General features: G+C 63.9%; 17 protein-coding genes and 1 pseudogene. 12 read left to right on the top strand and 6 right to left on the bottom strand.

Annotation, left to right across the window (positions count from 1 at the left end; genetic code table 11):
* Positions 1-1,258 (bottom strand): annotated as a pseudogene (locus tag CTR53_RS10990) (ATP-dependent helicase); the annotation flags it as partial.
* A 160-nt stretch (positions 1,259-1,418) separates the two neighbouring features.
* Here CTR53_RS10990 and CTR53_RS10995 point away from each other — a divergent pair.
* From CTR53_RS10995 to CTR53_RS11005, 3 genes are all read left to right on the top strand, one after another.
* Positions 1,419-2,828: an FAD-linked oxidase C-terminal domain-containing protein gene (locus CTR53_RS10995; protein WP_290812854.1), complete on the top strand. Its 1,410-nt coding sequence runs from the start codon at positions 1,419-1,421 to the stop codon at positions 2,826-2,828.
* Positions 2,829-2,986: 158 nt separating this feature from the next.
* On the top strand, positions 2,987-4,375 hold the full coding sequence (locus CTR53_RS11000; RefSeq protein ID WP_290812857.1) for a class II 3-deoxy-7-phosphoheptulonate synthase: 1,389 nt from the start codon (positions 2,987-2,989) through the stop codon (positions 4,373-4,375).
* Positions 4,359-5,543, top strand: coding sequence for a nicotinate phosphoribosyltransferase (locus tag CTR53_RS11005; RefSeq protein ID WP_290812860.1), 1,185 nt, complete (start codon positions 4,359-4,361; stop codon positions 5,541-5,543). Before CTR53_RS11000 ends, CTR53_RS11005 begins: the two co-directional genes overlap by 17 nt.
* A 97-nt stretch (positions 5,544-5,640) precedes the next feature.
* On the opposite strand, the gene CTR53_RS11010 is transcribed toward CTR53_RS11005, so the two are convergent.
* From CTR53_RS11010 to CTR53_RS11020, 3 genes are all read right to left on the bottom strand, one after another.
* Positions 5,641-6,717, bottom strand: a complete 1,077-nt coding sequence (locus CTR53_RS11010) for a nitronate monooxygenase (RefSeq protein ID WP_290812863.1) — start codon at positions 6,715-6,717, stop codon at positions 5,641-5,643.
* Between the two features lie 189 nt (positions 6,718-6,906).
* Positions 6,907-7,893, bottom strand: a complete 987-nt coding sequence (locus tag CTR53_RS11015) for a tripartite tricarboxylate transporter substrate binding protein (RefSeq protein WP_290812865.1) — start codon at positions 7,891-7,893, stop codon at positions 6,907-6,909.
* A 45-nt stretch (positions 7,894-7,938) separates the two neighbouring features.
* Positions 7,939-8,922 carry an NADP-dependent oxidoreductase gene (locus CTR53_RS11020; RefSeq protein WP_290812868.1) on the bottom strand — a complete coding sequence of 328 codons (984 nt, stop codon included), beginning with the start codon at positions 8,920-8,922 and terminating at the stop codon, positions 7,939-7,941.
* 169 nt (positions 8,923-9,091) lie between these two features.
* Here CTR53_RS11020 and CTR53_RS11025 point away from each other — a divergent pair, with 169 nt between their 5' ends.
* The 5 genes from CTR53_RS11025 to CTR53_RS11045 all read left to right on the top strand — a co-directional run bounded on the left by CTR53_RS11025 (position 9,092) and on the right by CTR53_RS11045 (position 14,988).
* Positions 9,092-10,771: an NAD+ synthase gene (locus CTR53_RS11025; protein ID WP_290812871.1), complete on the top strand. Its 1,680-nt coding sequence runs from the start codon at positions 9,092-9,094 to the stop codon at positions 10,769-10,771.
* Positions 10,768-12,093, top strand: coding sequence for a glutamate--tRNA ligase (gene gltX / locus CTR53_RS11030; RefSeq protein WP_290812874.1), 1,326 nt, complete (start codon positions 10,768-10,770; stop codon positions 12,091-12,093). The genes CTR53_RS11025 and gltX overlap by 4 nt, the downstream gene beginning before the upstream one ends.
* A gap of 4 nt (positions 12,094-12,097) precedes the next feature.
* Entirely contained in the window at positions 12,098-13,705 is a 1,608-nt protein-coding gene (gene cimA / locus CTR53_RS11035; protein WP_290812877.1) for a citramalate synthase, read from the top strand.
* A 4-nt stretch (positions 13,706-13,709) separates the two neighbouring features.
* Positions 13,710-14,525 carry an RNA methyltransferase gene (locus CTR53_RS11040; protein ID WP_290812880.1) on the top strand — a complete coding sequence of 272 codons (816 nt, stop codon included), beginning with the start codon at positions 13,710-13,712 and terminating at the stop codon, positions 14,523-14,525.
* A gap of 160 nt (positions 14,526-14,685) precedes the next feature.
* Entirely contained in the window at positions 14,686-14,988 is a 303-nt protein-coding gene (locus tag CTR53_RS11045) for a cupin domain-containing protein (protein ID WP_290812883.1), read from the top strand.
* Positions 14,989-15,081: 93 nt separating this feature from the next.
* Here CTR53_RS11045 and CTR53_RS11050 read toward each other — a convergent pair whose 3' ends face one another.
* Positions 15,082-15,603, bottom strand: coding sequence for a thioesterase family protein (locus CTR53_RS11050; RefSeq protein WP_290812886.1), 522 nt, complete (start codon positions 15,601-15,603; stop codon positions 15,082-15,084).
* Positions 15,604-15,648: 45 nt separating this feature from the next.
* Here CTR53_RS11050 and CTR53_RS11055 point away from each other — a divergent pair, with 45 nt between their 5' ends.
* The 4 genes from CTR53_RS11055 (at position 15,649) to CTR53_RS11070 (ending at position 19,934) form a co-directional block, all read left to right on the top strand.
* Positions 15,649-16,419 (top strand): methyltransferase domain-containing protein, encoded by a 771-nt coding sequence (locus CTR53_RS11055; RefSeq protein ID WP_290812890.1) that lies wholly within the window; start codon positions 15,649-15,651, stop codon positions 16,417-16,419.
* Between the two features lie 275 nt (positions 16,420-16,694).
* Positions 16,695-18,443, top strand: coding sequence for an IlvD/Edd family dehydratase (locus CTR53_RS11060; RefSeq protein WP_290812893.1), 1,749 nt, complete (start codon positions 16,695-16,697; stop codon positions 18,441-18,443).
* 181 nt (positions 18,444-18,624) lie between these two features.
* Entirely contained in the window at positions 18,625-19,497 is an 873-nt protein-coding gene (locus CTR53_RS11065; protein WP_290812896.1) for a hypothetical protein, read from the top strand.
* Positions 19,498-19,499: 2 nt separating this feature from the next.
* A complete protein-coding gene (locus tag CTR53_RS11070; protein WP_290812898.1) occupies positions 19,500-19,934 on the top strand; it encodes a hypothetical protein in 435 nt (144 codons plus the stop codon).
* Positions 19,935-20,347: 413 nt separating this feature from the next.
* Here CTR53_RS11070 and CTR53_RS11075 read toward each other — a convergent pair whose 3' ends face one another.
* Entirely contained in the window at positions 20,348-21,406 is a 1,059-nt protein-coding gene (locus tag CTR53_RS11075; protein WP_290812901.1) for an AbrB family transcriptional regulator, read from the bottom strand.

A 21,406-nucleotide genomic window follows, 5' to 3' on the forward strand; every position in this document is an offset into this window, starting at 1 on the left:
TCGCCCAGGCCGCGTTTGGGCGTGTTGACGATGCGCTCGAAGGCCAGATCGTCGTCGGGCTGCATCAGCACGCGGAAATAGGCGATGGCATCGCGGATTTCGCGGCGCTCATAGAACCGCAGGCCGCCGACCACGCGGTATTTCACGCCGATGGTGAGGAAGCGTTCTTCGAAGGCGCGGGTCTGGTGGCCGGCGCGCACCAGAATGGCCATCTGGTTCAGCGACACCTTCTCGCGTTCCAGCGCTTCGATCTCGTCGCCCACCATGCGGGCTTCTTCGTCGCCGTCCCACACGCCCTGCACGATGACCTTGTCGCCCTCGTTCAGGTCGGTCCACAGCGTCTTGCCCAGCCGGCTTTCGTTATGCGCGATCAGGCCGGACGCCGCGCCGAGGATATGCGGCGTCGAGCGATAATTGCGCTCCAGCCGCACGATCTTCGCGCCGGGGAAATCGGTTTCGAAACGCAGGATGTTGCCCACCTCGGCGCCGCGCCAGCCGTAGATCGACTGGTCGTCATCGCCGACGCAGCAGATGTTCTTGTGCTTCTGCGCCAGCAACCGCAGCCACAGATACTGCGCCACGTTGGTGTCCTGGTATTCATCCACCAGGATATAGCGGAACTGATGCTGGTATTTCTGNNGCAATACAGGCGATAGAGATGCGGACCCTTGCCCTCGGCGAAACCGGACTCGCTCTCGGGCGTCTTGCCCGGCTTCAGGCCGCGATCCTTCCAGCGGTCGAACTGACCTTTCAGCAGGCGCGGCGGCAGCTGCTTCTCGTCCAGGCCCTCGGCTTCGATCAGCTGCTTGATCAGGCGCAACTGGTCGTCGTCGTCCAGGATGGTGAAATTGGGTTTCAGACCGACCAGTTCGGCATGGCGGCGCAGGATGCGGTTGCAGATACCGTGGAAGGTGCCGAGCCACAGCCCCTCGACCGCATTGCCGACCAGCTTCTCGACGCGCTCGCGCATTTCGCGGGCCGCCTTGTTGGTGAAGGTGACGGCCAGGATCTGGCTCGGCCAGGCGAGGCGCCGGTACAGGATATGCGCCAACCGCGAGACCAGCACACGGGTCTTGCCGGTGCCGGCGCCGGCCAGCACCAGAAGCGGGCCTTCCAGATGGTTGACGGCCTCGCCCTGCGCCTCGTTCAGCCGGACAAGCCAGTCGGGCGCCGGCAGCGCGGCCGCGGCGGCAGGATCGTTCAGAGCAGGCAGGTTTTCCGGCTCGAATCCAGACAGGTCGAAGGGGTCGGCAGACATGCCCGCTACATAGCGTAAGCGGGCAGGGCAGGCCACCCCTGCGGGCCCTGCAATGCAGCATGCCGCTGCCACTATTGGGGTGTGTTTTACCAAGTTTACCTGCATTGCCTGGGCTGCGCCAAAGCGTTACCTCTAGGGGTATCTTCAGGAGAGAAACGCCATGGCCCCCGTCGCTGCCGCCCAGCCCCGCTTGACCCCCGCCGCCACCCAGGCTGCGCTCGATGCCCTCAAGCAGCTGCTGGGCGACCGGTTCAGCGCCGCCCAGGCGGTGCGCGACCAACATGGCCGCGATGAAAGCTGGGCCATGCCGTCGCCGCCCGATGCGGTGGTCTTCCCGCACAGCACCGAGGAAGTGGCCGAGGTCGTGAAGATCTGCGCCGCCCACGGCCTGCCGATCATCCCTTATGGTGCCGGCACCTCGCTGGAAGGGCATGTCACCGCCGTGCAGGGCGGCGTCAGCATCGACCTGATGCAGATGAACCGCGTCCTGCAGGTGAATGCCGAAGACCTTGATGTCGTCGTGCAGCCGGGCGTGCGCCGCAAGCAGCTGAACGAATACCTGCGCGACACCGGGCTGTTCTTCCCGATCGACCCGGGCGCCGATGCCTCGATTGGCGGCATGGTCTCGACCCGCGCCAGCGGCACCAACGCCGTGCGCTACGGCACCATGCGCGAAAACGTGCTGGCGCTGACGGTGGTGACAGCCGATGGCCGCGTGATCCGCACCTCCAAGCGCGCCAAGAAGTCGGCGGCAGGCTACGACCTGACGCGGCTTTACATCGGCTCCGAAGGCACGCTCGGCATCATCACCGAGATCACCGTGAAGCTCTACGGCATTCCCGAAGCCATGGCGGCGGCCACCTGTTCCTTCGCCACGCTGGAAGGCGCGGTGAATTGCGTGATCCAGACGATCCAGGCCGGCATCCCGGTGGCACGTATCGAACTGCTCGATGAAGTGCAGGCCGATGCGATCAACAAATATTCCAAGCTGGATCTGCCGGTGCAGAATATGCTGATGCTGGAATTCCACGGCTCGGAAGCCGGCGTCGCCGAACAGGCCGAGATGGTGCAGACCATTGCCAGCGAGCATGGCGGCAATGGCTTCAAATGGGCGACCAAGGCGGAAGACCGCGCCAAGATGTGGGAAGCGCGCCACGCCGCCGCCTATGCCTGCAAGGCTTTGCGCAAGGGCTGCGAAATCATGGCCACCGACGTCTGCGTGCCGATCTCGCGTCTGACCGAATGCATCCTGGAGACCAAGGATGACGTGGTGAAGACCGGGCTGACCGCGCCGCTCGTGGGCCATGTCGGCGATGGCAACTTCCATCTGTCGGTGGTGGTCGACCGCAGCAACCCGCAGGAAGTCGAGATCGTGGAAGCTTTCAGCGAACGCCTGGTGCATCGGGCGCTGCGCATGGAGGGCACCTGCACCGGCGAGCACGGCATCGGCCGCGGCAAGATGAAATACCTGACCGCCGAGCATGGCGAGGCGGTCGCGGTGATGCGGGCTATCAAGAAGGCGCTCGATCCGGACAACCTGATGAATCCGGGCAAGATCTTTAGTATCTGAAGAAAATCTGGCCAAAATACGGGCCGGATTGGGCTTTTCGGGATGGCCGGCGGGCAATCCGGCCTCTCCTGGAGTCGCGGCTGGAAATGCTGCGGCGCACGACCTATTATCTGGAAATCCTTAAAACCTGTAAGTCTACAAGCAGTTAGGACAAGACGATGAGTGCGCGCAAATGGTCGCCCGATAGCTGGCGCAGCAAGCCGGTCAAGCAGGTTCCGGAATATCCGGACGCTGCCGTGCTGGCTGCCACCGAAGAGAAGCTGTCGAACTACCCGCCGCTGGTCTTCGCCGGCGAGGCGCGCAACCTCACTGCGTCGCTGGCCAAGGTGGCCGAGGGCCGCGCCTTCCTGCTGCAGGGCGGCGACTGCGCCGAGAGCTTTGCCGAATTCAGCGCCAACAATATCCGCGACACTTTCCGCGTGCTGCTGCAGATGGCCGTCGTGCTTACCTTCGGTGCCTCGCTGCCGGTGGTGAAAGTCGGGCGCCTCGCAGGCCAGTTCGCCAAGCCGCGCTCGTCGGATATCGAGAAGCGCGGCGACATCGAGCTGCCGAGCTATCGCGGCGACATCATCAACGGCATGGATTTCGATGCGGCCAACCGTATCCCCGATCCGGCGCGCCAGTTGCAGGCCTACAGCCAGGCCGCCGCGACGCTGAACCTGCTGCGCGCCTTCGCAAGCGGCGGTTATGCCGATCTGCATCGCGTGCACGGCTGGAATCTCGGCTTCGTCGCCAAGAGCCCGGAAGCCGAACGCTGGCAGGATGTGGCGGCGCGCATCACCGAAACGCTCGATTTCATGGAAGCCTGCGGCATCACGCCGGAGCGCACGCCGGAAATGCGCACCGTTGATTTCTACACCAGCCACGAGGCTTTGCTGCTCGGTTACGAGCAGGCGATGACCCGCGTGGATTCCACCTCGGGCGAGTGGGTCGATACCTCGGCGCATATGCTGTGGATCGGCGACCGCACCCGCCAGCTCGATGGCGCGCATGTCGAATTCCTGCGCGGCGTGCTGAATCCCATCGGCCTGAAATGCGGCCCGACTTCGGATCCGGATGAGCTGATCAAGCTGATCGACATCCTCAATCCGCAGAACAGGCCCGGCCGTCTCACCCTGATTGCCCGCATGGGGCATGAGAAGGTGCAGAAGCATCTGCCGGCGCTGGTGCGTAAAGTCGCGCAGGAAGGCCGCAGCGTGATCTGGTCCTGCGACCCGATGCATGGCAACACGCTGACCTCGACCTCCGGCTTCAAGACCCGTCCGTTCGACCGGATTCTTTCGGAAGTGCGGCAGTTCTTTGAAGTGCATCTGGCGGAAGGCACACATGCCGGCGGCATCCACCTGGAACTGACCGGCCAGGATGTCACCGAATGCATGGGCGGCGCGCAGGCCATCGGCGACGACGACCTGTCCAGCCGCTACCACACCCATTGCGATCCGCGTCTCAATGCCTCGCAGGCGCTGGAGCTGTCGTTCCTGATTGCCGAGATGCTCAAGCTCGAACGCATGAACCGCGGAACGCAGCGCCATGCAGCGCAAGCCTGACAGCAAGCCGGCCGGACCGGCTGTGACCAAGCTCGTGCCGCCTGCCCAGGCGGCCGAGCTGGAACGCCAGATCGCGGCGCATACCGACGCCTATTTCAAGAAGACCAAGGAAATCGTTGCCCGCACCGGCGACAAGACGGTGACTTATGCCGTCTTCATGCGCCGCCCGGTGATCTTCTGCCCGCAGCTGATGGTCGAGTGGCTTGAGAAAGTCGGTGCCGTGCGCGGCGTGAAGTTCAGTATCGAACTCCTGCATGAAGAGGGTACCTGGGTCGGCGCCGGCGAGCCGCTGCTGTATCTGACCGGCCCGATGTCGCAGATCGTCGATCTCGAAACCCTGTATCTGCAGAAGCTGGGCGCGGCCTGCGTCGCCGCCTACAACGCCTATTCGATGTGCTGCGATCTGCCCAATGTGCGCTTCCTTGCCATGGATGCGCGCCATTGCGCCGGCGCCGAGATGGCCGAGCTGATGGCCTACGCGGCCTCGGTCGGCGGCAAGGCGGCGCGACGCGATGTCGGCGCCGCCGGCTTCATCGGCAATGCCACGGATGCCACCGCGCATTACTTCGGCAATGAGAAGGGCTTCGGTACCATGCCGCATGCCCTGATCGGCTACGCCGGGTCGACCTTGCGTGCCGCTGAACTCTATGACGAGACCTTCCCCGGCGAGCAGATGACCGTGCTGGTCGACTATTACGGCCAGGAAGTCACTGATGCGCTGGCGGTCTGCAACCGCTTCCCCGAGGCTGCCAATGAAGGCCGTCTCGCGGTACGGCTGGATACGCATGGCGGTCGCTATATCGAGGGCCTCGATCCGCAGGCGTCGTATGCCGTGCTGGAACGCCATGTGCCGAATGCGATCCGTCAGTATCGGACCGAGCATGAGCTGCGCTGGCTGGTCGGCACCGGCGTGTCTGCCGCCGCCATCTACCACATGCGGTCGACGCTGGACCGCGCCGGCTTCTTCAACGTGAAAATCGTCGCCTCCTCGGGCTTCAATGCCGCCAAGTGCAAGGTGATGGCCAGCGTCTCGGCACCGATCGATATTGTCGGCACCGGTTCGTATCTGCCCGATAGCTGGGTGGAAACCTATGCCACCGCCGATATCGTCGCCTATGACGGTACGCCGAGCGTGAAGGTCGGCCGCGAATTCCTGCTGCGCAGGTAAGTTCTACACTTCGTCATCCCCGCGAAGGCGGGGATCCATTGGAAAGACTGGGTTCCCGCCTTCGCGGGAACGACGAGTAAGGGGTTTACAGCACCCATCACCCACGCTTCAGTTTCGCCAGCGCCTCATCGGCCAGCTTCCGCGTCAGTTCGCCGGCCGGCATTTCCTGCGCCAGCCGCACCGCCTGGCCTGACCACATATTGCTGAAATCGCTGTTGCCCGTACCTTCCGTCTTGGCTCTGAGCGGCGCGAGAGTCGCGCCGGCGGTGGGGAAGGGCGGCGCGTCGGGTGAGAGCGGACCCTGTTCGCGCATCAGGCGGTTCATGATACCGCGCGCCGGCCGACCCGTGAAAAGGTTGGTCAGGGCGGTGGCATCGCTCGGTGAATTCTTCAGCGCCGCGCGATGCCAGGGCGTGATGGTGGCTTCCGGGCTGAGCAGATAGGCCGTGCCGATCTGTACCGCCGAAGCACCCAGCGCCATGGCGGCGACAATGCCGCGCGCATCGCTGATGCCGCCGGCCGCGATCACCGGCACTTTCACGGCATCCACCACCTGCGGCAGCAGCGCAAACAGTCCGACCTGCTGCGACATGTCCATCGACAGGAAATTGCCGCGATGGCCACCGGCCTCCAGCCCCATGGCGATGATGGCGTCGCAACCGCGCTGTTCGAGCCAGACGGCTTCCTCCACCGTGGTGGCGGAGGCGATCACCTTGGCGCCGAAGGCTTTCACCCGGTCCAGCAGCGTCTGCTCGGGCATTCCGAAATGGAAGCTGACCACTTCCGGCCGGTATTCTTCCATCAGCTGGCAGAAAGTCTCGTCGAACGGTGCACGGCCGGCGACCGGCGGCGGCACCTCGGTCGTCAGGCCCCATTCGGCGTAATAGGGCGCCAGCCGGTCGCGCCAGACTCGTCCTTCGGTGGCATCGGCCGGGGGGGTCTGATGCACAAAGAAATTGACGTTGAGCGGTTTCGACGTGGCCTGCCGGATCAGATCGAGCGCCGCACGTGTCTGCTCGAGGTTCAGCATCGCGCAGGGCTGCGATCCGAGGCCGCCGGCCTCGCTGACGGCAATCGCCATCTGTGGCGTGCTGGCGCCGGCCATCGGCGCCTGCAGGATGGGCAGTTCGATATTGAAGAGATCGAGGATGCGACGGTCTGGCCAGGCGGTCATGCGATTCTCCAGGACGTTTTCTTCATCCTAGGCGCGGCCCGGCTGACGCGCAGCCCCTGGCCGCATGAAAAACGCCGCCGAATTTCTCCCGGCGGCGTTTATTACTTGTTCTATTCGTCGTTCCCGCGAAAGCGGGAACCCAGTCTTTCCACTGGATCCCCGCTTTCGCGGGGATGACGAGAACTGGTCTTACTCTGCCTTCACGTTGGCGGTCTTGATCACCTCGGCCCAGCGCTTGATGTCCTGCGCCAGGAAGGCGGCGAATTCCTTGTCGTTCTTCACATTCGGCACCATGCCCTGCTTGAAGAAGGTTTCGCGCACGCTCTCTTTCTTCATCACGTCGAGCACAAGTGCGCGATAGCGCGCCAGCGCCGCCGCCGGCACGGCGGCGGGTGCGAACATGCCGAGCCAGGCATCGGCTTCCACGCCCTTCACGCCTGCTTCTGCAATCGTGGGCAATTCAGGGAGATGCGGCGAACGCTTGGGCGAGGCAACCGCAATCGCACGCAGCTTGCCGGCCTGGACCTGGCCCAGCACCGTCGGCGTGGTCGCGAAGCTGCAATCGACATGGCCGCCGAGCAGATCCTGCAGCAGCGGTGCCGAGCCCTTGTAGGCGACATGCGTCATGTTCACGCCGGCCTTCGACTTGAACAGTTCCAGCGTCAGATGCGAGGCCGAGCCCTGGCCGGTCGAACCGCAGTTGATCTTGCCGGGATCTTTCTTGGCCAGCGCGATCAGTTCGGCGAGGTTTTTCACCGGCAGATCGTTCTTCACCACCAGGACATGCTGCAGGTCGGCCAGCAGTGCGATCGGGGCGAAATCCTTCACCGGGTGATAGCCGCCGCCATCGGGCAGCAGCGAGATATTGGTGGCGTGGGTCTGGTTGGTGGTGGCGATCAGCACCGTGCCATCCGCCGGGCCCTGCGCCACGCGGCGCGAACCGATGGCGCCGGCACCGCCCGGCACATTCTCGACGATCACGGTGTGGCCGAGCGGGCCGGCGATTTCCTGGCTGACCAGACGGGCCAGGCTGTCGGTCGGGCCACCGGCCGGATAGGGCACCACGACGGTGACGCCCTTTGGCGGCGTCCAGGTTTGCGCGAAGGCAAACTCCGGCAGCAACGCAGCAGCGGCGGTGCCGCCCGTGAGGGCGGCAAACTGGCGACGATTCAACATACTGATCCCCTCCCAAGGGCTTTTTGGAAACTCTTGGGACGGAGGTTACAGCGTTTCCGGGCTCACGCGCACCAGTTGCTTGCCGAAATTTTTGCCGGTCAGCAGGCCAAGGAAGGCCTTGGGCGCGTTGGTCAGGCCCTCGGCGATATCTTCCTTGTATTTCAGCTTACCGGCCTTGATCCAGCCGGCCATCTCGCCGATGGCGCCGGGCCAGTAGCCCATATGCTCGGAGATGATGAAACCCTGCACCTTTGCACGGTTGACGAGAATATGGCGCATGCCGGTGAAGGCATGCGGCTTGCCGTCATAGCCCGAGATCAGCCCGCAGACGGCCACGCGCGAGAAGGCGTTCAGCCGGCCGAACACCATTTCCATGATGTCGCCACCGACATTCTCGAAATAGACATCCACGCGATCCGGCGTCGCAGCCTTGAAGGCAGCGTGCATGTCGCCACCCTTGTAATCGATGCAGGCATCGAAGCCGAGTTCGTTGACCACGTAGTCGCACTTGTCCTTGCCGCCGGCGATGCCGACCACGCGGCAGCCCTTGATCTTGGCGATCTGGCCGACCACGGCACCGACAGCGCCCGAGGCCGCCGAGACGACGACGGTTTCGCCGGCTTTCGGCTCGCCGATGCTCATCAGGCCGTAGTGCGCGGTGCAGCCCGGCATGCCCAGCACGCCCAGCGCGGTCGAGATCGGCGCCACTTTCGGATCGAGCACGCGCAGTTCGTTGGCCTTGGCGACGGCATATTCCTGCCAGCCCAGCATGCCGTTCACGTAAGTGCCGACCGGCAGCTTCTCGACATTGCTTTCGATCACCTGGCCGACCGTGCCGCCGCCCATCATGTCGCCGGGATTGAGATGCGCGGCGTAAGAGCGCACGGCGTCCATACGGCCGCGCATATAGGGGTCGAGCGACAGGTAGACATTGCGCACCAGCACCTGGTCGGGGCCGGGCTTCGGCATGTCGCGCTGGACGATCTCGAAATCCTGCTCGGTCACCGCCCCCTTAGGGTGCTGTTTCATCAGAACTTGAGTATTTTTCCCGGCCATCTGAGCCTCCCTATGTCCCGTCTGGACTATCTAAATCCTTGGTGGTCACTGTAGACTGGCGGCTCGCTTGAGATAAGCCTGCCGTAAGGGTAAGTATCGAACCCTAAAGCAACTTACCGGCCAATAACCTGTTCTAACTCCGATGTCAGCCGCCCCTCCCGCAGATCGCCTCCGCATCGCCATGGCCCAGGTCAATCCGGCCGTGGGCGACATTGCCGGCAATCGCCGGCTGGTCGAGGAGTCTCGCGCCAAAGCCGTGGCCGAGGGCGCCGACCTGGTGGTCTATCCCGAACTGATGATGATCGGCTATCCGCCGGAAGACCTGGTGCTGCGCCCTTCGGTGCAGGAGGCCTGCGAGGCCGCCGTGCGGGACCTGGCGGCGCAGACGGCCGATGGCGGTCCTGCCCTGCTGGTCACCTCGCCCTGGCGCGAGAAGGGGCTGCTTTATAATTCCGTGCTGCTGCTGGATGGCGGCGAGGTCGTCGCCGTGCGCCACAAGCACGAACTGCCGAACTACGGCGTGTTCGACGAGAAGCGGCATTTCGCCGTGGGCCCGCTGCCCGGCCCGATGGTGTTTCGCGGCGTGCGCCTTGGCGTGATGATCTGCGAAGACATGTGGCAGGCCGATGTGGCCGAATGCCTGGCCGAGACCGGCGCCGAAATCCTGATCGTGCCGAATGGCTCGCCGTATGAGGCGAACAAGTGGGACCAGCGCCTGCCGCTCGGCATCACCCGCGTGGTCGAAACCGGCCTGCCGTTGCTCTATGTCAACCGCACCGGCGGTCAGGACGAACTGGTCTTCGATGGCGGCGGCTTCGTGCTGAACGCCGATCACAGCCTGCCGGTGCGCCAGCCCGATTTCCTCGACGACCTCACCATCACCGAATGGCAGCGCGAGGGCGACGGCTGGGTCTGCGCCAAGGGCAAGATCGAACAGCCGCTCGATAATCTGTCCAGTATTTACCAGGCCATGGTGGTCGGCCTGCGCGACTATGTGAACCGCAACAAATTCCCCGGCGTGGTGCTCGGCCTGTCGGGCGGTATCGACTCTGCGCTCTCGGCCGCTGTCGCCGTCGATGCGCTGGGGCCGAATCGCGTGCGCTGCGTGATGCTGCCGTCGAAATACACCTCGCAGCGCAGCCTGGACGACGCCGCCGACTGCGCCAGAGCGCTGGGCGTGCCCTACGAGACCATTCCGATCGAGCCGGCTTACGAGGCGTTTGAAGCTATGCTCGCGCCGGCGTTCAAGGACAAGAAGCCCGATATCACCGAAGAGAACCTGCAGTCGCGTATCCGTGGCGTCACGCTGATGGCGCTCAGCAACAAGTTCGGCCATATGGTGTTGACCACCGGCAACAAGTCGGAAATGTCGGTCGGTTATGCCACGCTCTATGGCGATATGTGCGGCGGCTACAGTGTGCTGAAAGACGTCTACAAGATGACGGTCTATGCGCTGTCGCACTGGCGCAACGAGAATCGCCCGCTGGAAAGTCTCGGCCCCGAAGGCGTGGTGATTCCGCCTGCGATCATCGAACGTGCGCCGACCGCCGAGCTGCGCGACAACCAAACCGACCAGGACAGCCTGCCGCCCTACGAGCAGCTCGACGCCATCCTGGAAATGCTGGTGGAAAAGGAAATGCCGGTGCGCGAGATCGTGGCGGCCGGCCAGCCCGAGGATGTCGTGCGCCGCATCCAGCATCTGCTCTACATCGCCGAATACAAGCGCCGCCAGGCGCCGCCGGGCGTGAAGCTGACGCCGCGCAATTTCGGCCGCGACCGTCGCTATCCCATTACCAACGCCTTTCGGGATCAGTCGAAATGACTGACATCTCGGTAAGGTTCGCGCCGAGCCCGACGGGCCGGCTGCATGTCGGCAATGCGCGCGGCGCGCTGCTGAACTGGCTGTTCGCGCGCAAGAATGGCGGCAGCTTCCTGCTGCGGCTGGATGACACCGACACTGCGCGTTCCAACGAGGAATTCGCCAGGGGCATCGAGGCCGATCTGCGCTGGCTCGGGCTCGACTGGGACCGGTTTGCCAGACAGTCGGATCGCTTTCCGCTCTACGCCGAGGCGACGGAGAAGCTGAAAGCATCCGGCCGCCTCTATCCCTGCTACGAAACCTCGGAAGAACTGCAGCTGCGCCGCAAGATCCAGCTCAGCCAGAAAAAGCCGCCGGTCTATGACCGCGCCGCGCTGAAGCTGACAGCGGAAGACCGTGTGAAGCTGGAAGGTGAGGGCCGCCAGCCGCACTGGCGTTTCCGGCTCAATCACGGCACCACCGCCTGGGACGATATCATCCATGGCCACGTCGAGATCGACATGGCCTCGCTCAGCGATCCGGTGCTGGTGCGGTCGGACGGTTATCCGCTCTATACGCTGTCCTCCGTGGTCGATGATGGCGACCTCAAGATCAGCCATGTGATCCGCGGCGAGGATCACCTCACCAACACGGCGGCACAAATCCAGCTCTTCGAGGCGCTCGGCTACGCTGTTCCGACCTTCGGACATTTCTCGCTGCTGCTGGATGCCGACGGCGGCGGGCTGTCGAAGCGGCTGGGTTCGCTATCGTTGTCTGACCTGCGCGAGCAGGGCGTCGAGCCGATGGCGCTGAACTCGCTGCTGGCGCGTCTGGGCTCGGCCGATCCGGTCGAGGCGCTGACAGAGTTGCAGACATTGATCGCCGGCTTCGATCTCGCGCGCTTCAGTCGCGCCGCCGCCCGGCTCGATCCGCATGATCTCGATCTGCTGAATGCCAAACTGCTGCATGCCACCGATTTCGCCGCCGTGCGCGAGCGCCTGCCGCATGGTGCCACCGAAGCTTTCTGGCTCGCCATCCGTGGCAATATCGGGCGCCTGTCCGAAGCGGCCGACTGGTGGGCTGTCGTGTCCACCGATCTCGCCCCGGTGATCGAAGACCCCGCCGTGCTGGCTGCCGCCGTCGAGGCTTTGCCGCCCGAGCCCTGGGATGCCACGACCTGGAAGGCTGTCACCCAGGCGGTGACCGCGAAAACCGGCGCAAAAGGCAAGGCGCTGTTCCATCCGCTGCGGCTGGCCTTGACCGGGCGCGACAAGGGGCCTGAAATGGCGGCGCTGCTGCCGCTGATCGGCCGCGACCGTGCCGTGAAGCGTTTGACTGGAAAATAGGACGATGGCCAAGGATCGCGTTTATCTCTTCGACACGACACTGCGGGACGGCGCCCAGACCCAGGGTGTCGATTTCTCGGTCGAGGACAAGCGCGTCATTGCCAGGGCGCTGGATAAACTTGGCGTCGCCTATATCGAGGGCGGCTGGCCCGGCGCCAATCCGACTGACTCTGAATTCTTCTCGACCAAGCCGGCGCTGAAGCGCGCCAAATTCGTCGCCTTCGGCATGACCAAACGGCCGGGCCGCTCGGCGGAAAACGATCCGGGCCTCGCCCAGATTCTGAATGCCAGCGCCGACGCCGCCTGCCTGGTCGGCAAAAGTTCGGCCTATCAGGTCGATGTCGCGCTCGGCATTTCGCTCAACGAGAATATCGAACTGATCGCCGACAGCATCGCCGCCGCGCACAAGAAATTCGGCGAGGCGATGTATGACGCCGAGCATTTCTTCGACGGCTACAAGGAAAATCCCCAGTTTGCCTTCGACTGCCTGAAGGCCGCGCTGGATGCCGGCGCGCGCTGGGCCGTGCTCTGCGACACCAACGGCGGCACCATGCCCTGGGAAGTCGAGCGCATCGTCGGCGAAGTGGTGCAGAAACTCGGCGACGGCGCGCGGCTCGGCGTGCATACCCATAACGACACGGAAAATGCCGTGGCCAATACGCTGGCCGCCGTGAAGGCCGGCGTGCGCCAGGTACAGGGCACGCTGAACGGGTTGGGCGAGCGCTGCGGCAATGCCAATCTCATCGCGCTGATCCCCTCGCTGATGCTCAAGCCCTGGTTCGCCGAGAATGTCGACGTGGGCCTGAGCGAACAGGATCTGACGCATCTCACTGCGGCCTCGCGCACGCTGGACGAACTGCTCAACCGGGCGCCGAACCGGCATGCCGCTTATGTTGGCGCGGCAGCCTTTGCGCATAAGGGCGGGCTGCATGTCTCTGCGGTGATGAAAGACCCGCGCACCTACGAGCATGTGCCGCCGGAAAGCGTCGGCAACAAGCGCCATATCCTGATGTCGGACCAGGCCGGGCGCTCGAATCTTCTCGTGCGCCTGAACGAAGCCGGCATCCAATACGATGCCAGTGACAGCCGGCTGAATGCGCTGCTCGACGACGTGAAGCAGCGCGAGGCGGAAGGCTATTCCTACGATGGCGCCGAGGCGAGTTTCGAGGTGCTGGCGCGCCGCGCACTGGGCCAGATGCCGGAGTTTTTCAGGATCCGCAGCTTCCGCGTCCAGGTCGAGCGCCGCTTCAACGCGCGCGCTGAACTGGTGACGATCTCGGAAGCCACGGTCAAACTCGATGTCGACGGCCAGACGCTATTCTCGGTCGCCGAGGGCAACGGCCCGGTCAACGCGCTGGATCACGCGATCCGCAAGGATCTCGGCCGCTACCAGAGCTATATCGACGACCTGCGCCTGGTCGACTTCAAGGTCCGTATCCTGAATGGCGGCACCGAAGCCACCACGCGCGTGATGATCGAGTCTGCCGATGGGGAGGGGAACCGCTGGTTCACCGTCGGCGTCTCGCCCAACATCATCGACGCCGCCTTCATGGCACTGATGGATTCGATCCAGTGGAAGCTGCTGCGCGACGGGGCGCAGCCCTCGAAATAACAGCATGACCGGAACCAACCGTCCGAAGCTGGGCAAATACGCGCCGCCGGGCCCGCTGCGGCGCGGGCCGGTGATCGTGCTGGTGCAGCCGCAGCTCGGCGAGAATATCGGCGCCGCGGCGCGCGCCATGCTGAATTGCGGCATCACCGAGCTGCGCCTGGTCAATCCGCGCGACGGCTGGCCCAATCCGGCCGCCTATGTGCTGGCGAGCAAGGCCGATCCGGTGCTGGATGCGGTCAGCGTGTTCAGTTCCACGGCCGAGGCCGTCGCCGATCTGCATCGCGTCTATGCCACCACGGCGCGGCTGCGCGATATGATGAAGGAAGTCGTCACGCCGCGCGAAGCCGCCGCCCGCATGCGCGCCGAAGCTGCCGATGGTCATCGCGTCGGGATTCTGTTTGGGCCGGAACGTACCGGGCTCGACAACGAGGATGTCGCGCTGGCGCATGTGGGCATCACTGTGCCGCTCAATCCGGGCTTCTCCTCGCTCAATCTGGCGCAGGCCGTGCTGCTGCTCGGCTATGAATGGTTCACGGCGACGGACGACACTGCGCCGAGCCGGCTCGACACGGTGCGCGGTGGTTTCGCCAGCCAGGAGGAACTGCAGGGGCTGTTTGAGCATCTGGTGGAGGAACTCAACCAGTCGGCCTTCTTCCACAATGTCGAACCCAAGCGCGGCGCGATTTTGCGCAACCTGCGCTCGGCCCTGCAGCGTGTGCCGCTGGCGAGCCAGGAAGTGCACACCTTCCGCGGCATGCTCAAGGCGATCGCGCAGGGCCGGCCGCTGCGAGCCAGTCTGCGCAAGAAGAAGCAGGACTGACTCTCACTTGTCATGCCCGGACTTGATCCGGGCATCCCATTAAATGGGACCCGCGGGTCAAGCCCGCGGGTGACAAAGGGGTCAGAGATTGCGCCCCGACAATTCAGCGCTTGTCCGTCGCCGCTGCGCCGCTAGGATCGCGGGAGCAGGGAGAGACATCATGTGCCAGGCCACGGACTCCGCCGTTCCCACCACCCAGGTTGATGACGAGCGCGTGCGCGTCACGCGCTGGGATTTTTCACCGGGCGCCGCCACCGGCTTCCACGTGCATGAATATCCGTATGTGGTGACCTATCTCACCGATGCCAAGCTGAAGATCGTCGATCCGCAGGGCGCGGAGAGCTTCGTCGAGATGCCGGCCGGCGGCAGCTATTCGCGGCCCAAGGGCGTGGCGCATGACGTGATCAACGCCGGCAAAGCGCCGATGGCGTTTGTCGAGGTCGAGATCAAGATCGGGACGTAGCAGAAAATTCGTCGTTCCCGCGAAAGCGGGAACCCAGTCGTTCCGCTGCCTGGATCCCCGCCTTCGCGGGGATGACGATTTTTTTGTTTCTACTTACCCCCGCTTCGCCATCCCGATGCTCTTCCCGGCCTGCGGCGGTCTCGGCAGCTTGCCATGCCCCGCCAGCATATTCTCGAACAGCCTGCGCTGCGGCTCCGGGAAGGGGCAGGAGCGGCGCGTCGCCAGATCGACATGCACCAGGATCTGTTCGCTGGTGGCGGCGAGATAGCCCTTTTCGGCGTGATACATATTCATGAAATAATGGATGCGCTTGGCATCCGCGCCGAGCAGCTGGAAGGTGAAGCGCAAGGCATCGCCTTCCAGCACCTCCTGCAGATAGCAGACATGCGTCTCCAGCACGAAGGTGCTCAGGTTGGTGCGCTGCACATAATTCCAGTCGAGATCGAAGGGCGTGAAGAATTTGTCGAGCGCCTGGTCGAAGATCACATTGTAGAAGCCGACATTCATATGGCCGTTGGCATCGATATGTTCCGGCTTCACCACCATGCCGGCCAGTTCCAGCGGCGCGGCGAAATCCTGTTGAGCGTAATCGAGCAGAACTTGAGAAGAATTCATAACTTCAGCCTTGCGAGGTGCGTTTCTCCGGATAGGCTAGTGTCCATGTCCTGGGATCCGACGCAATACCTGAAATTCGCCGGCGAGCGGCTCCGCCCCGCCATCGACCTGCTGGCGCGCGTGCCGCTGGTTGCACCGACAGCCGTGGTCGATCTTGGCTGCGGCGCCGGCAATCTCACGCCGCTGATGCAGCAGCGCTGGCCGCAGGCGAAACATATCGGCGTCGACTCCTCGGCCACCATGCTGGCGAAAGCGCGGCAGGATTATCCCACGGCGGAATTTGTCGAGGGCGATATCGCCACCTGGCTGCCGGCTGAACCCGTCGACCTGATCTACTCCAACGCGGCAATCCAGTGGCTCGATGGCCATGACACGCTGATCCCCGGCCTGCTGCAGGGGCTGAAGCCCGGCGGCTGGCTGGCGATCCAGATGCCGCGCAATTACGGCGCGCCCTCGCATACGTCCATCGTCGACACGATTGAGCTTGGCCCGTGGCGTGCGCGGCTGGAGCCGCATCTGCGGCGGCGTCCGGTGGCGGAGCCGCAGGCCTACTGGCGCATGCTGCATGAGCGCTGTGCCGTGCTGGACATCTGGGAGAGCGAGTATCTGCAGGTGCTGTCGGGCGCCAATCCGGTGGCGGAGTTCACCAAGGGCACCGCGCTGAAGCCGTTTCTCGACATGCTGGACGAGCCCGAGCGCAGTGCGTTTGAGGCCGACTACCGCAACCGCATCGCCAATGCCTATCAGCGCGAAGCCGACGGCCGCACGCTGTTTCCCTTCCGCCGCCTGTTCATCCTGGCGCAGAAGCCGCTGTAGAAGCCGCCGTAGGGCGCGCGGGCGTCACAATCTCCATTGTCATGGCCGGACTTGTTCCGGCCATCCACGTCTAAAAAAAGGCGTGGATCCCCGGGACAAGCCCGGGGATGACGGTCTTTGTTTAGGGCCACTATTTATCGTCGTTCCCGCGAAGGCGGGAACCCAGAACAACGGGACGACTGGGTCCCCGCTTTCGCGGGGACGACGAGTGAGGGGGAGTGCTGGCAGCGCGGGCGTTGACACGCTAAAACAGACGCCTGTTCCGGAGTGAAGCCATGACCAGCAAGTCCCCCAAAGTCTCAGGCGACAAGCCCGCAGCAACCGGCATGAAGCGCAACCTCGCCAATTACGGCGATGCGGGTTTCTCCGTCTTCCTGCGCAAGGCCTTCATCAAGGCGCTGGGCTATACCGACGAGGCACTGGAACGCCCGATCATCGGCATCGTCGATACTGACTCTGGCTACAATGCCTGCCACCGCAATGTGCCCGACCTGATCGAGGCCGCGTCGCGCGGCGTGATGCTGGCCGGCGGCATTCCGGTGCCCTTCCCGGTGATCTCGATCCAGGAAAGCTTCGCCAACCCCACCAGCATGTATCTGCGCAACCTGATGGCGATGGATGCGGAAGAGATGATCCGCGCCCAGCCGATGGATGCGGTGATCCTGCTCGGTGGCTGCGACAAGACCGTGCCGGCGCTGCTGATGGGCGCGGCCAGCGCCAATGTGCCGGCCATCATGCTGGTCACCGGCCCGATGCTGGCCGGTTCCTGGCGCGGCGAAAAGCTCGGCGCCTGCACGGATTGTCGCCGCTTCTGGGCGCGCTATCGCGCCGGCGAAGTGAGCGATGCCGAAATCAACGAGGTCAATTCCGAACTCGCGCCCACCATCGGCACCTGCGGCGTGATGGGCACGGCCAGCACGATGGCGCTGGCCGTGGAAGCGCTCGGCATGATGCTGCCGGGCGGCGCGGCCGTGCCGGCCGTCCACGCCGAACGCCGGCGGCTGGCCGAACAGACCGGCACGCGCGCGGTGCAGATGGCGGCCGAAGGCCTGACGCCGGATAAAATTCTCTCGCCCGCCGCTTATCGCAACGCCCTGCGCGTGCTGCTCGCGGTCGGCGGCAGCACCAATGCGCTGATCCACCTGACCGCGATGGCGGGCCGCAGCGGCATTCAGGTCGATCTCGAAGGCTACGACAGGATGGGCCGCGAGACGCCGGTGCTGGTCGACCTCAAGCCGACCGGCCAGCATTACATGGAAGACCTCTATAAGGCCGGCGGGCTGACGCCGATCCTGCGCGAACTCGGCCCCCTGATCGAGCGCGACTGCTTCACCGTCACCGGCAGGACGCTGGGCGAGAATATCGACGCCATGCCGGCCAGCTGGAAGCAGGACGTGATCAAAACCATGGCCGCGCCGGTGTATAAAAACGGCGCGATGGCGGTGCTGCGCGGCAACCTCGCGCCCGATGGCGCCATCATCAAGCAGGCGGCGGCGACTCAGGAATTACTGCAGCATGAAGCCCGCGCCGTGGTGTTCGACAGTCTGCCGGATATGGCGGCGCGGCTGGACTTGCCCGATCTCGATGTGACGGCCGACGATATTCTGGTGCTGCGCAATGCTGGCCCGAAGGGCGCGCCGGGCATGCCGGAGGCCGGCTATATCCCGATCCCGAAAAAGCTGGCGCAGCAGGGCGTGAAAGACATGGTGCGCATTTCCGATGCGCGCATGAGCGGTACGGCCTATGGCACCATCGTGTTGCATATCGCGCCGGAGTCAGCCGCCGGTGGCCCGCTCGGTCTGGTGAAAACGGGCGACCGCATCAGACTGGATACCGCAGGTCGCCGCATCGACCTGCTGGTCGATGAAGCTGAACTGGCGAAGCGCCGTGCCGCATTGCCGCCGCTGCCGAGCGGCGAGGGCCGGCGCGGCTACGACAAGCTCTATTTCGACACGGTGACGCAGGCCGAACGCGGCTGCGATTTCGATTTCGCGATCCCGGAGATCACAAAGAAGGTGCCGTGATTCCGCAAGTATGGTGAAGCGCGATTAACCATGCACCGGGTCATTCCTGCCGCGCGGCAGGAAGCGCCATGCGAATGACGTGAGTATTCACGTATGAAATCGCGGAACCCCGGCATCTTATAACGGCGGCTGCAACTGGCCCGCTGTTTGCTTCCATGGGTGGTGATCCATGGAGGCGGCAATGTCCATCACGTCAGTTTCACCTGCGGTTTACCAAGTTCCCGCGCAGCGGACGATCCCGCGGGTTGCGCCGAAGAATGTTGCCGATCTGCCGCAGGAAGAGCAGGACGCCATAAGGGCGCGCCACGCGGAAATGTATGCGCGCATTGCCGAGCATGACCGGAAGATGGCCAACATGAAGAAGCTGATCCAGAATATGCGGACAGGTGGAGAGGTCCAGAGTCGCCATGCCCCGAATGTGGCAGGCCTTTCACGCGAACAGTCGCTCCGGCAGATCGAATCGATGTCTGAACTGATCCGGAGCGGCGACGCTGAGAGAGTCCCGTTTTTCAGCGGCAACGGAACGCAGACCACGACGAATGCGCGGCAGTATGTCTCCTGGCTGCAGCAGCATGTGAAGGGACTGGATAGCGCGGGTGAGGTCACGCCAGAGCCGGTTAGTACGGGCACCGCCGGCGGTCCGTTTCCTGCCGATTACGTCAGCGAGATAAAGAGGCTTCGTACTGATGTACCAGGGGTGAAATACGAAGACTGGTCCCCTGAATTCAAACAGCGGGTTGCTGAGGGGCGGGAACGTTCCCAAGCGCTGAGCGCATTGGGCAGAGAGCTGGAGGAGCGCTCCAAGCTTGAGGCGGTGGAGAGCAACAGTTACTGCGCACCGTATGTTAAAGGATTGTCGCGCGAACAGGCGTTGACGCAAATTTATTTTTCCAGCGAAGTGATCCGGAACGGACAGGAAGAGAAGTACACTCTCTCCACCAGCCTAGACGGCAAACAGACGACCTCGAATTTCCGCCAGTACGTCTACTGGTTGCAGCAGCATGTGAAAGCGCTGGACGGCGGCGGAACGTCATCCACGCTGGCGCAGGCGTAGTCATGTCCGATATCTCGCTTTCGGCATACCGGAACTGGATTCCGCCTTCCGACCCGAAACAGTCGAAGCCGTTCTCCTATACCAAATGGGAAGACCGTTCGCCCGAGGACCGGGCCGCGTCGATAAAGGCGAGGGCAGATCTGGCTGCGACCGACAGGCGTTGGGCTGAAGAGGACCGGAAGATTGCTGCTGATTTCAAAGGCCGCGAAGCCCACTCCCGCAGCGTCCCGAATGTGCAGTCGCTGACGCGTGAACAGGCGCTGTACCAGATCGAATATATGAGTGAGCTGATCCAGAGCGGCGAGGCTGAGAAAACCACGCTGTACGCCGCGAAGGGCACGCAGACCACCTCGAACTATCGCCAGTATGTTTACTGGCTGCAGCAGCATGTGAAGGAGCTGGAAGGTGCCGGCCAGTCCACGCTGGCGCAGGTGTGATGCGATCGAAATTTTTCGCTTGCGCTCTTTAAAACGGTCGCGCGTACCCCAGATTATCCTGTGCCGCTCTTGCCCATCGTGAATCCCTCTGTCCACTGCCAGTCTCTGGCAGTTTTCTTATGTATGCAGCTTTCCGAATTTTGAACGGCCCTGTTCGGCCGGCAGTGTCCGACGGAAGACCCTCACCCTCCCGCTTCGCGGGCCCCTCCCTCTCCCACAAGTGGGAGAGGGACGTTCGGCCTTACTCCCTCTCCCGCTTGCGGGAGAGGGTTGGGGTGAGGGTGCTAGACGCTGGAATAAGACTCAGCTAAGCCAAAATAAGAAAATATAAGCACGGAATAAGACTCAAATAAGCACGCTATAAGACGGACTAAACCTGCCCCAAGCGCCGGCTAAACCTTTGATAAACTGGCTTAAGCGCCTGGTTTCCTGAGGCCCAGCAGCCGGAACACCGGCGGCACGGCGATCACCACCACCGCGATGCGGAAAATATGCATGCTGGCGACGATGGCGACCTCGACGCCCAGCCCGAGCGCCACCAGGCTCATCTCCGCCATGCCGCCGGGCGACAGCACCAGCATCAGCGCCTCGGTCGGGATGCCGGCCCAGGCCGCGAAACTCAAGGTCATGCCGAGCGCCACCGCCAGCATGATCAGGGTGCCGATCACGGCGTAAGTGGCGATGCGGCCGACTTCCTTCAGGGGCGTGCCGACGAAGCGGCAGCCCAGCGCCGCACCCATCACCACCTGCGCGGTGGCGACCAGCTCCGGCGGCGGCGCGGCATGCGACCAGCCGGCCAGATGCACCAGCGCCGAGACGACCATCGGGCCGACGAGCTGCGCCGCCGGGATGCGCAGGAAGCGCGCGGCATACCAGCCGGCCGCGCCGCAGGTGACCAGCAGCGCGCCCTCATGCCATGGCAGTTGCCACATATGCGGCCCCTGCGCCATCGGCGGCACGTTGAGTTTTTCCACGAAGCGGAAATAGACCGGCACCGTCATCACGGTGATGAAGATGCGCAAGGCATGCGTCAGGATGATGCTGCGGCCGTCGCCGCCGAAAGCCTCGCCCACCAGGGTCATTTCCTGCAACCCGCCGGGCGCGGCCGAGAAATAGGCGGTCACCGGATCGAGCCGGGCCAGATGGCGGAACATGAGATAGCAGATCGTGGTCACGATCGGGATATAGGCCATCATCAGGACGATCAGGTTCACCCATTCGCGGGCGCGCTCGATCATCTCGGGCCGGAAGGCGCTGCCCAGCATCACGCCGATGATCACGATCATCACGGTGCGCAGACGGGGCTCGACGCGCATGGTGAGTTTGCGGTCGATGCCGGCCAGCACGCCGACGCCGGTGAAGAACATCGCCCCCAGCATCCAGGCCAGCGGCATATGCAGCATGAGAAAGACCGCACCGCCCGCCGCGCCGATCAGCAGGGCTGGCAGGCTGGAGGCGAGGTTGCGCAGCAT

Source organism: Ferrovibrio sp. (assembly GCF_002796975.1).
Lineage (GTDB): Bacteria > Pseudomonadota > Alphaproteobacteria > Ferrovibrionales > Ferrovibrionaceae > Ferrovibrio.

Bases quoted from the DNA above. Each gene is read 5' to 3' on its own strand.
- cimA (WP_290812877.1), top strand. From the start codon at position 12,098: ATGGCCAAGGATCGCGTTTATCTCTTCGACACGACACTGCGGGACGGC.
- CTR53_RS11060 (WP_290812893.1), top strand. From the start codon at position 16,695: ATGACCAGCAAGTCCCCCAAAGTCTCAGGCGACAAGCCCGCAGCAACC.
- CTR53_RS11055 (WP_290812890.1), top strand. From the start codon at position 15,649: ATGTCCTGGGATCCGACGCAATACCTGAAATTCGCCGGCGAGCGGCTC.
- CTR53_RS11015 (WP_290812865.1), bottom strand. From the start codon at position 7,893: ATGTTGAATCGTCGCCAGTTTGCCGCCCTCACGGGCGGCACCGCCGCT.
- CTR53_RS11000 (WP_290812857.1), top strand. From the start codon at position 2,987: ATGAGTGCGCGCAAATGGTCGCCCGATAGCTGGCGCAGCAAGCCGGTC.
- CTR53_RS11045 (WP_290812883.1), top strand. From the start codon at position 14,686: ATGTGCCAGGCCACGGACTCCGCCGTTCCCACCACCCAGGTTGATGAC.
- gltX (WP_290812874.1), top strand. From the start codon at position 10,768: ATGACTGACATCTCGGTAAGGTTCGCGCCGAGCCCGACGGGCCGGCTG.
- CTR53_RS11050 (WP_290812886.1), bottom strand. From the start codon at position 15,603: ATGAATTCTTCTCAAGTTCTGCTCGATTACGCTCAACAGGATTTCGCC.
- CTR53_RS11010 (WP_290812863.1), bottom strand. From the start codon at position 6,717: ATGACCGCCTGGCCAGACCGTCGCATCCTCGATCTCTTCAATATCGAA.
- CTR53_RS11065 (WP_290812896.1), top strand. From the start codon at position 18,625: ATGTCCATCACGTCAGTTTCACCTGCGGTTTACCAAGTTCCCGCGCAG.
- CTR53_RS11040 (WP_290812880.1), top strand. From the start codon at position 13,710: ATGACCGGAACCAACCGTCCGAAGCTGGGCAAATACGCGCCGCCGGGC.
- CTR53_RS11070 (WP_290812898.1), top strand. From the start codon at position 19,500: ATGTCCGATATCTCGCTTTCGGCATACCGGAACTGGATTCCGCCTTCC.
- CTR53_RS11025 (WP_290812871.1), top strand. From the start codon at position 9,092: ATGTCAGCCGCCCCTCCCGCAGATCGCCTCCGCATCGCCATGGCCCAG.
- CTR53_RS10995 (WP_290812854.1), top strand. From the start codon at position 1,419: ATGGCCCCCGTCGCTGCCGCCCAGCCCCGCTTGACCCCCGCCGCCACC.
- CTR53_RS11020 (WP_290812868.1), bottom strand. From the start codon at position 8,922: ATGAAACAGCACCCTAAGGGGGCGGTGACCGAGCAGGATTTCGAGATC.
- CTR53_RS11005 (WP_290812860.1), top strand. From the start codon at position 4,359: ATGCAGCGCAAGCCTGACAGCAAGCCGGCCGGACCGGCTGTGACCAAG.
- CTR53_RS11075 (WP_290812901.1), bottom strand. From the start codon at position 21,406: ATGCTGCGCAACCTCGCCTCCAGCCTGCCAGCCCTGCTGATCGGCGCG.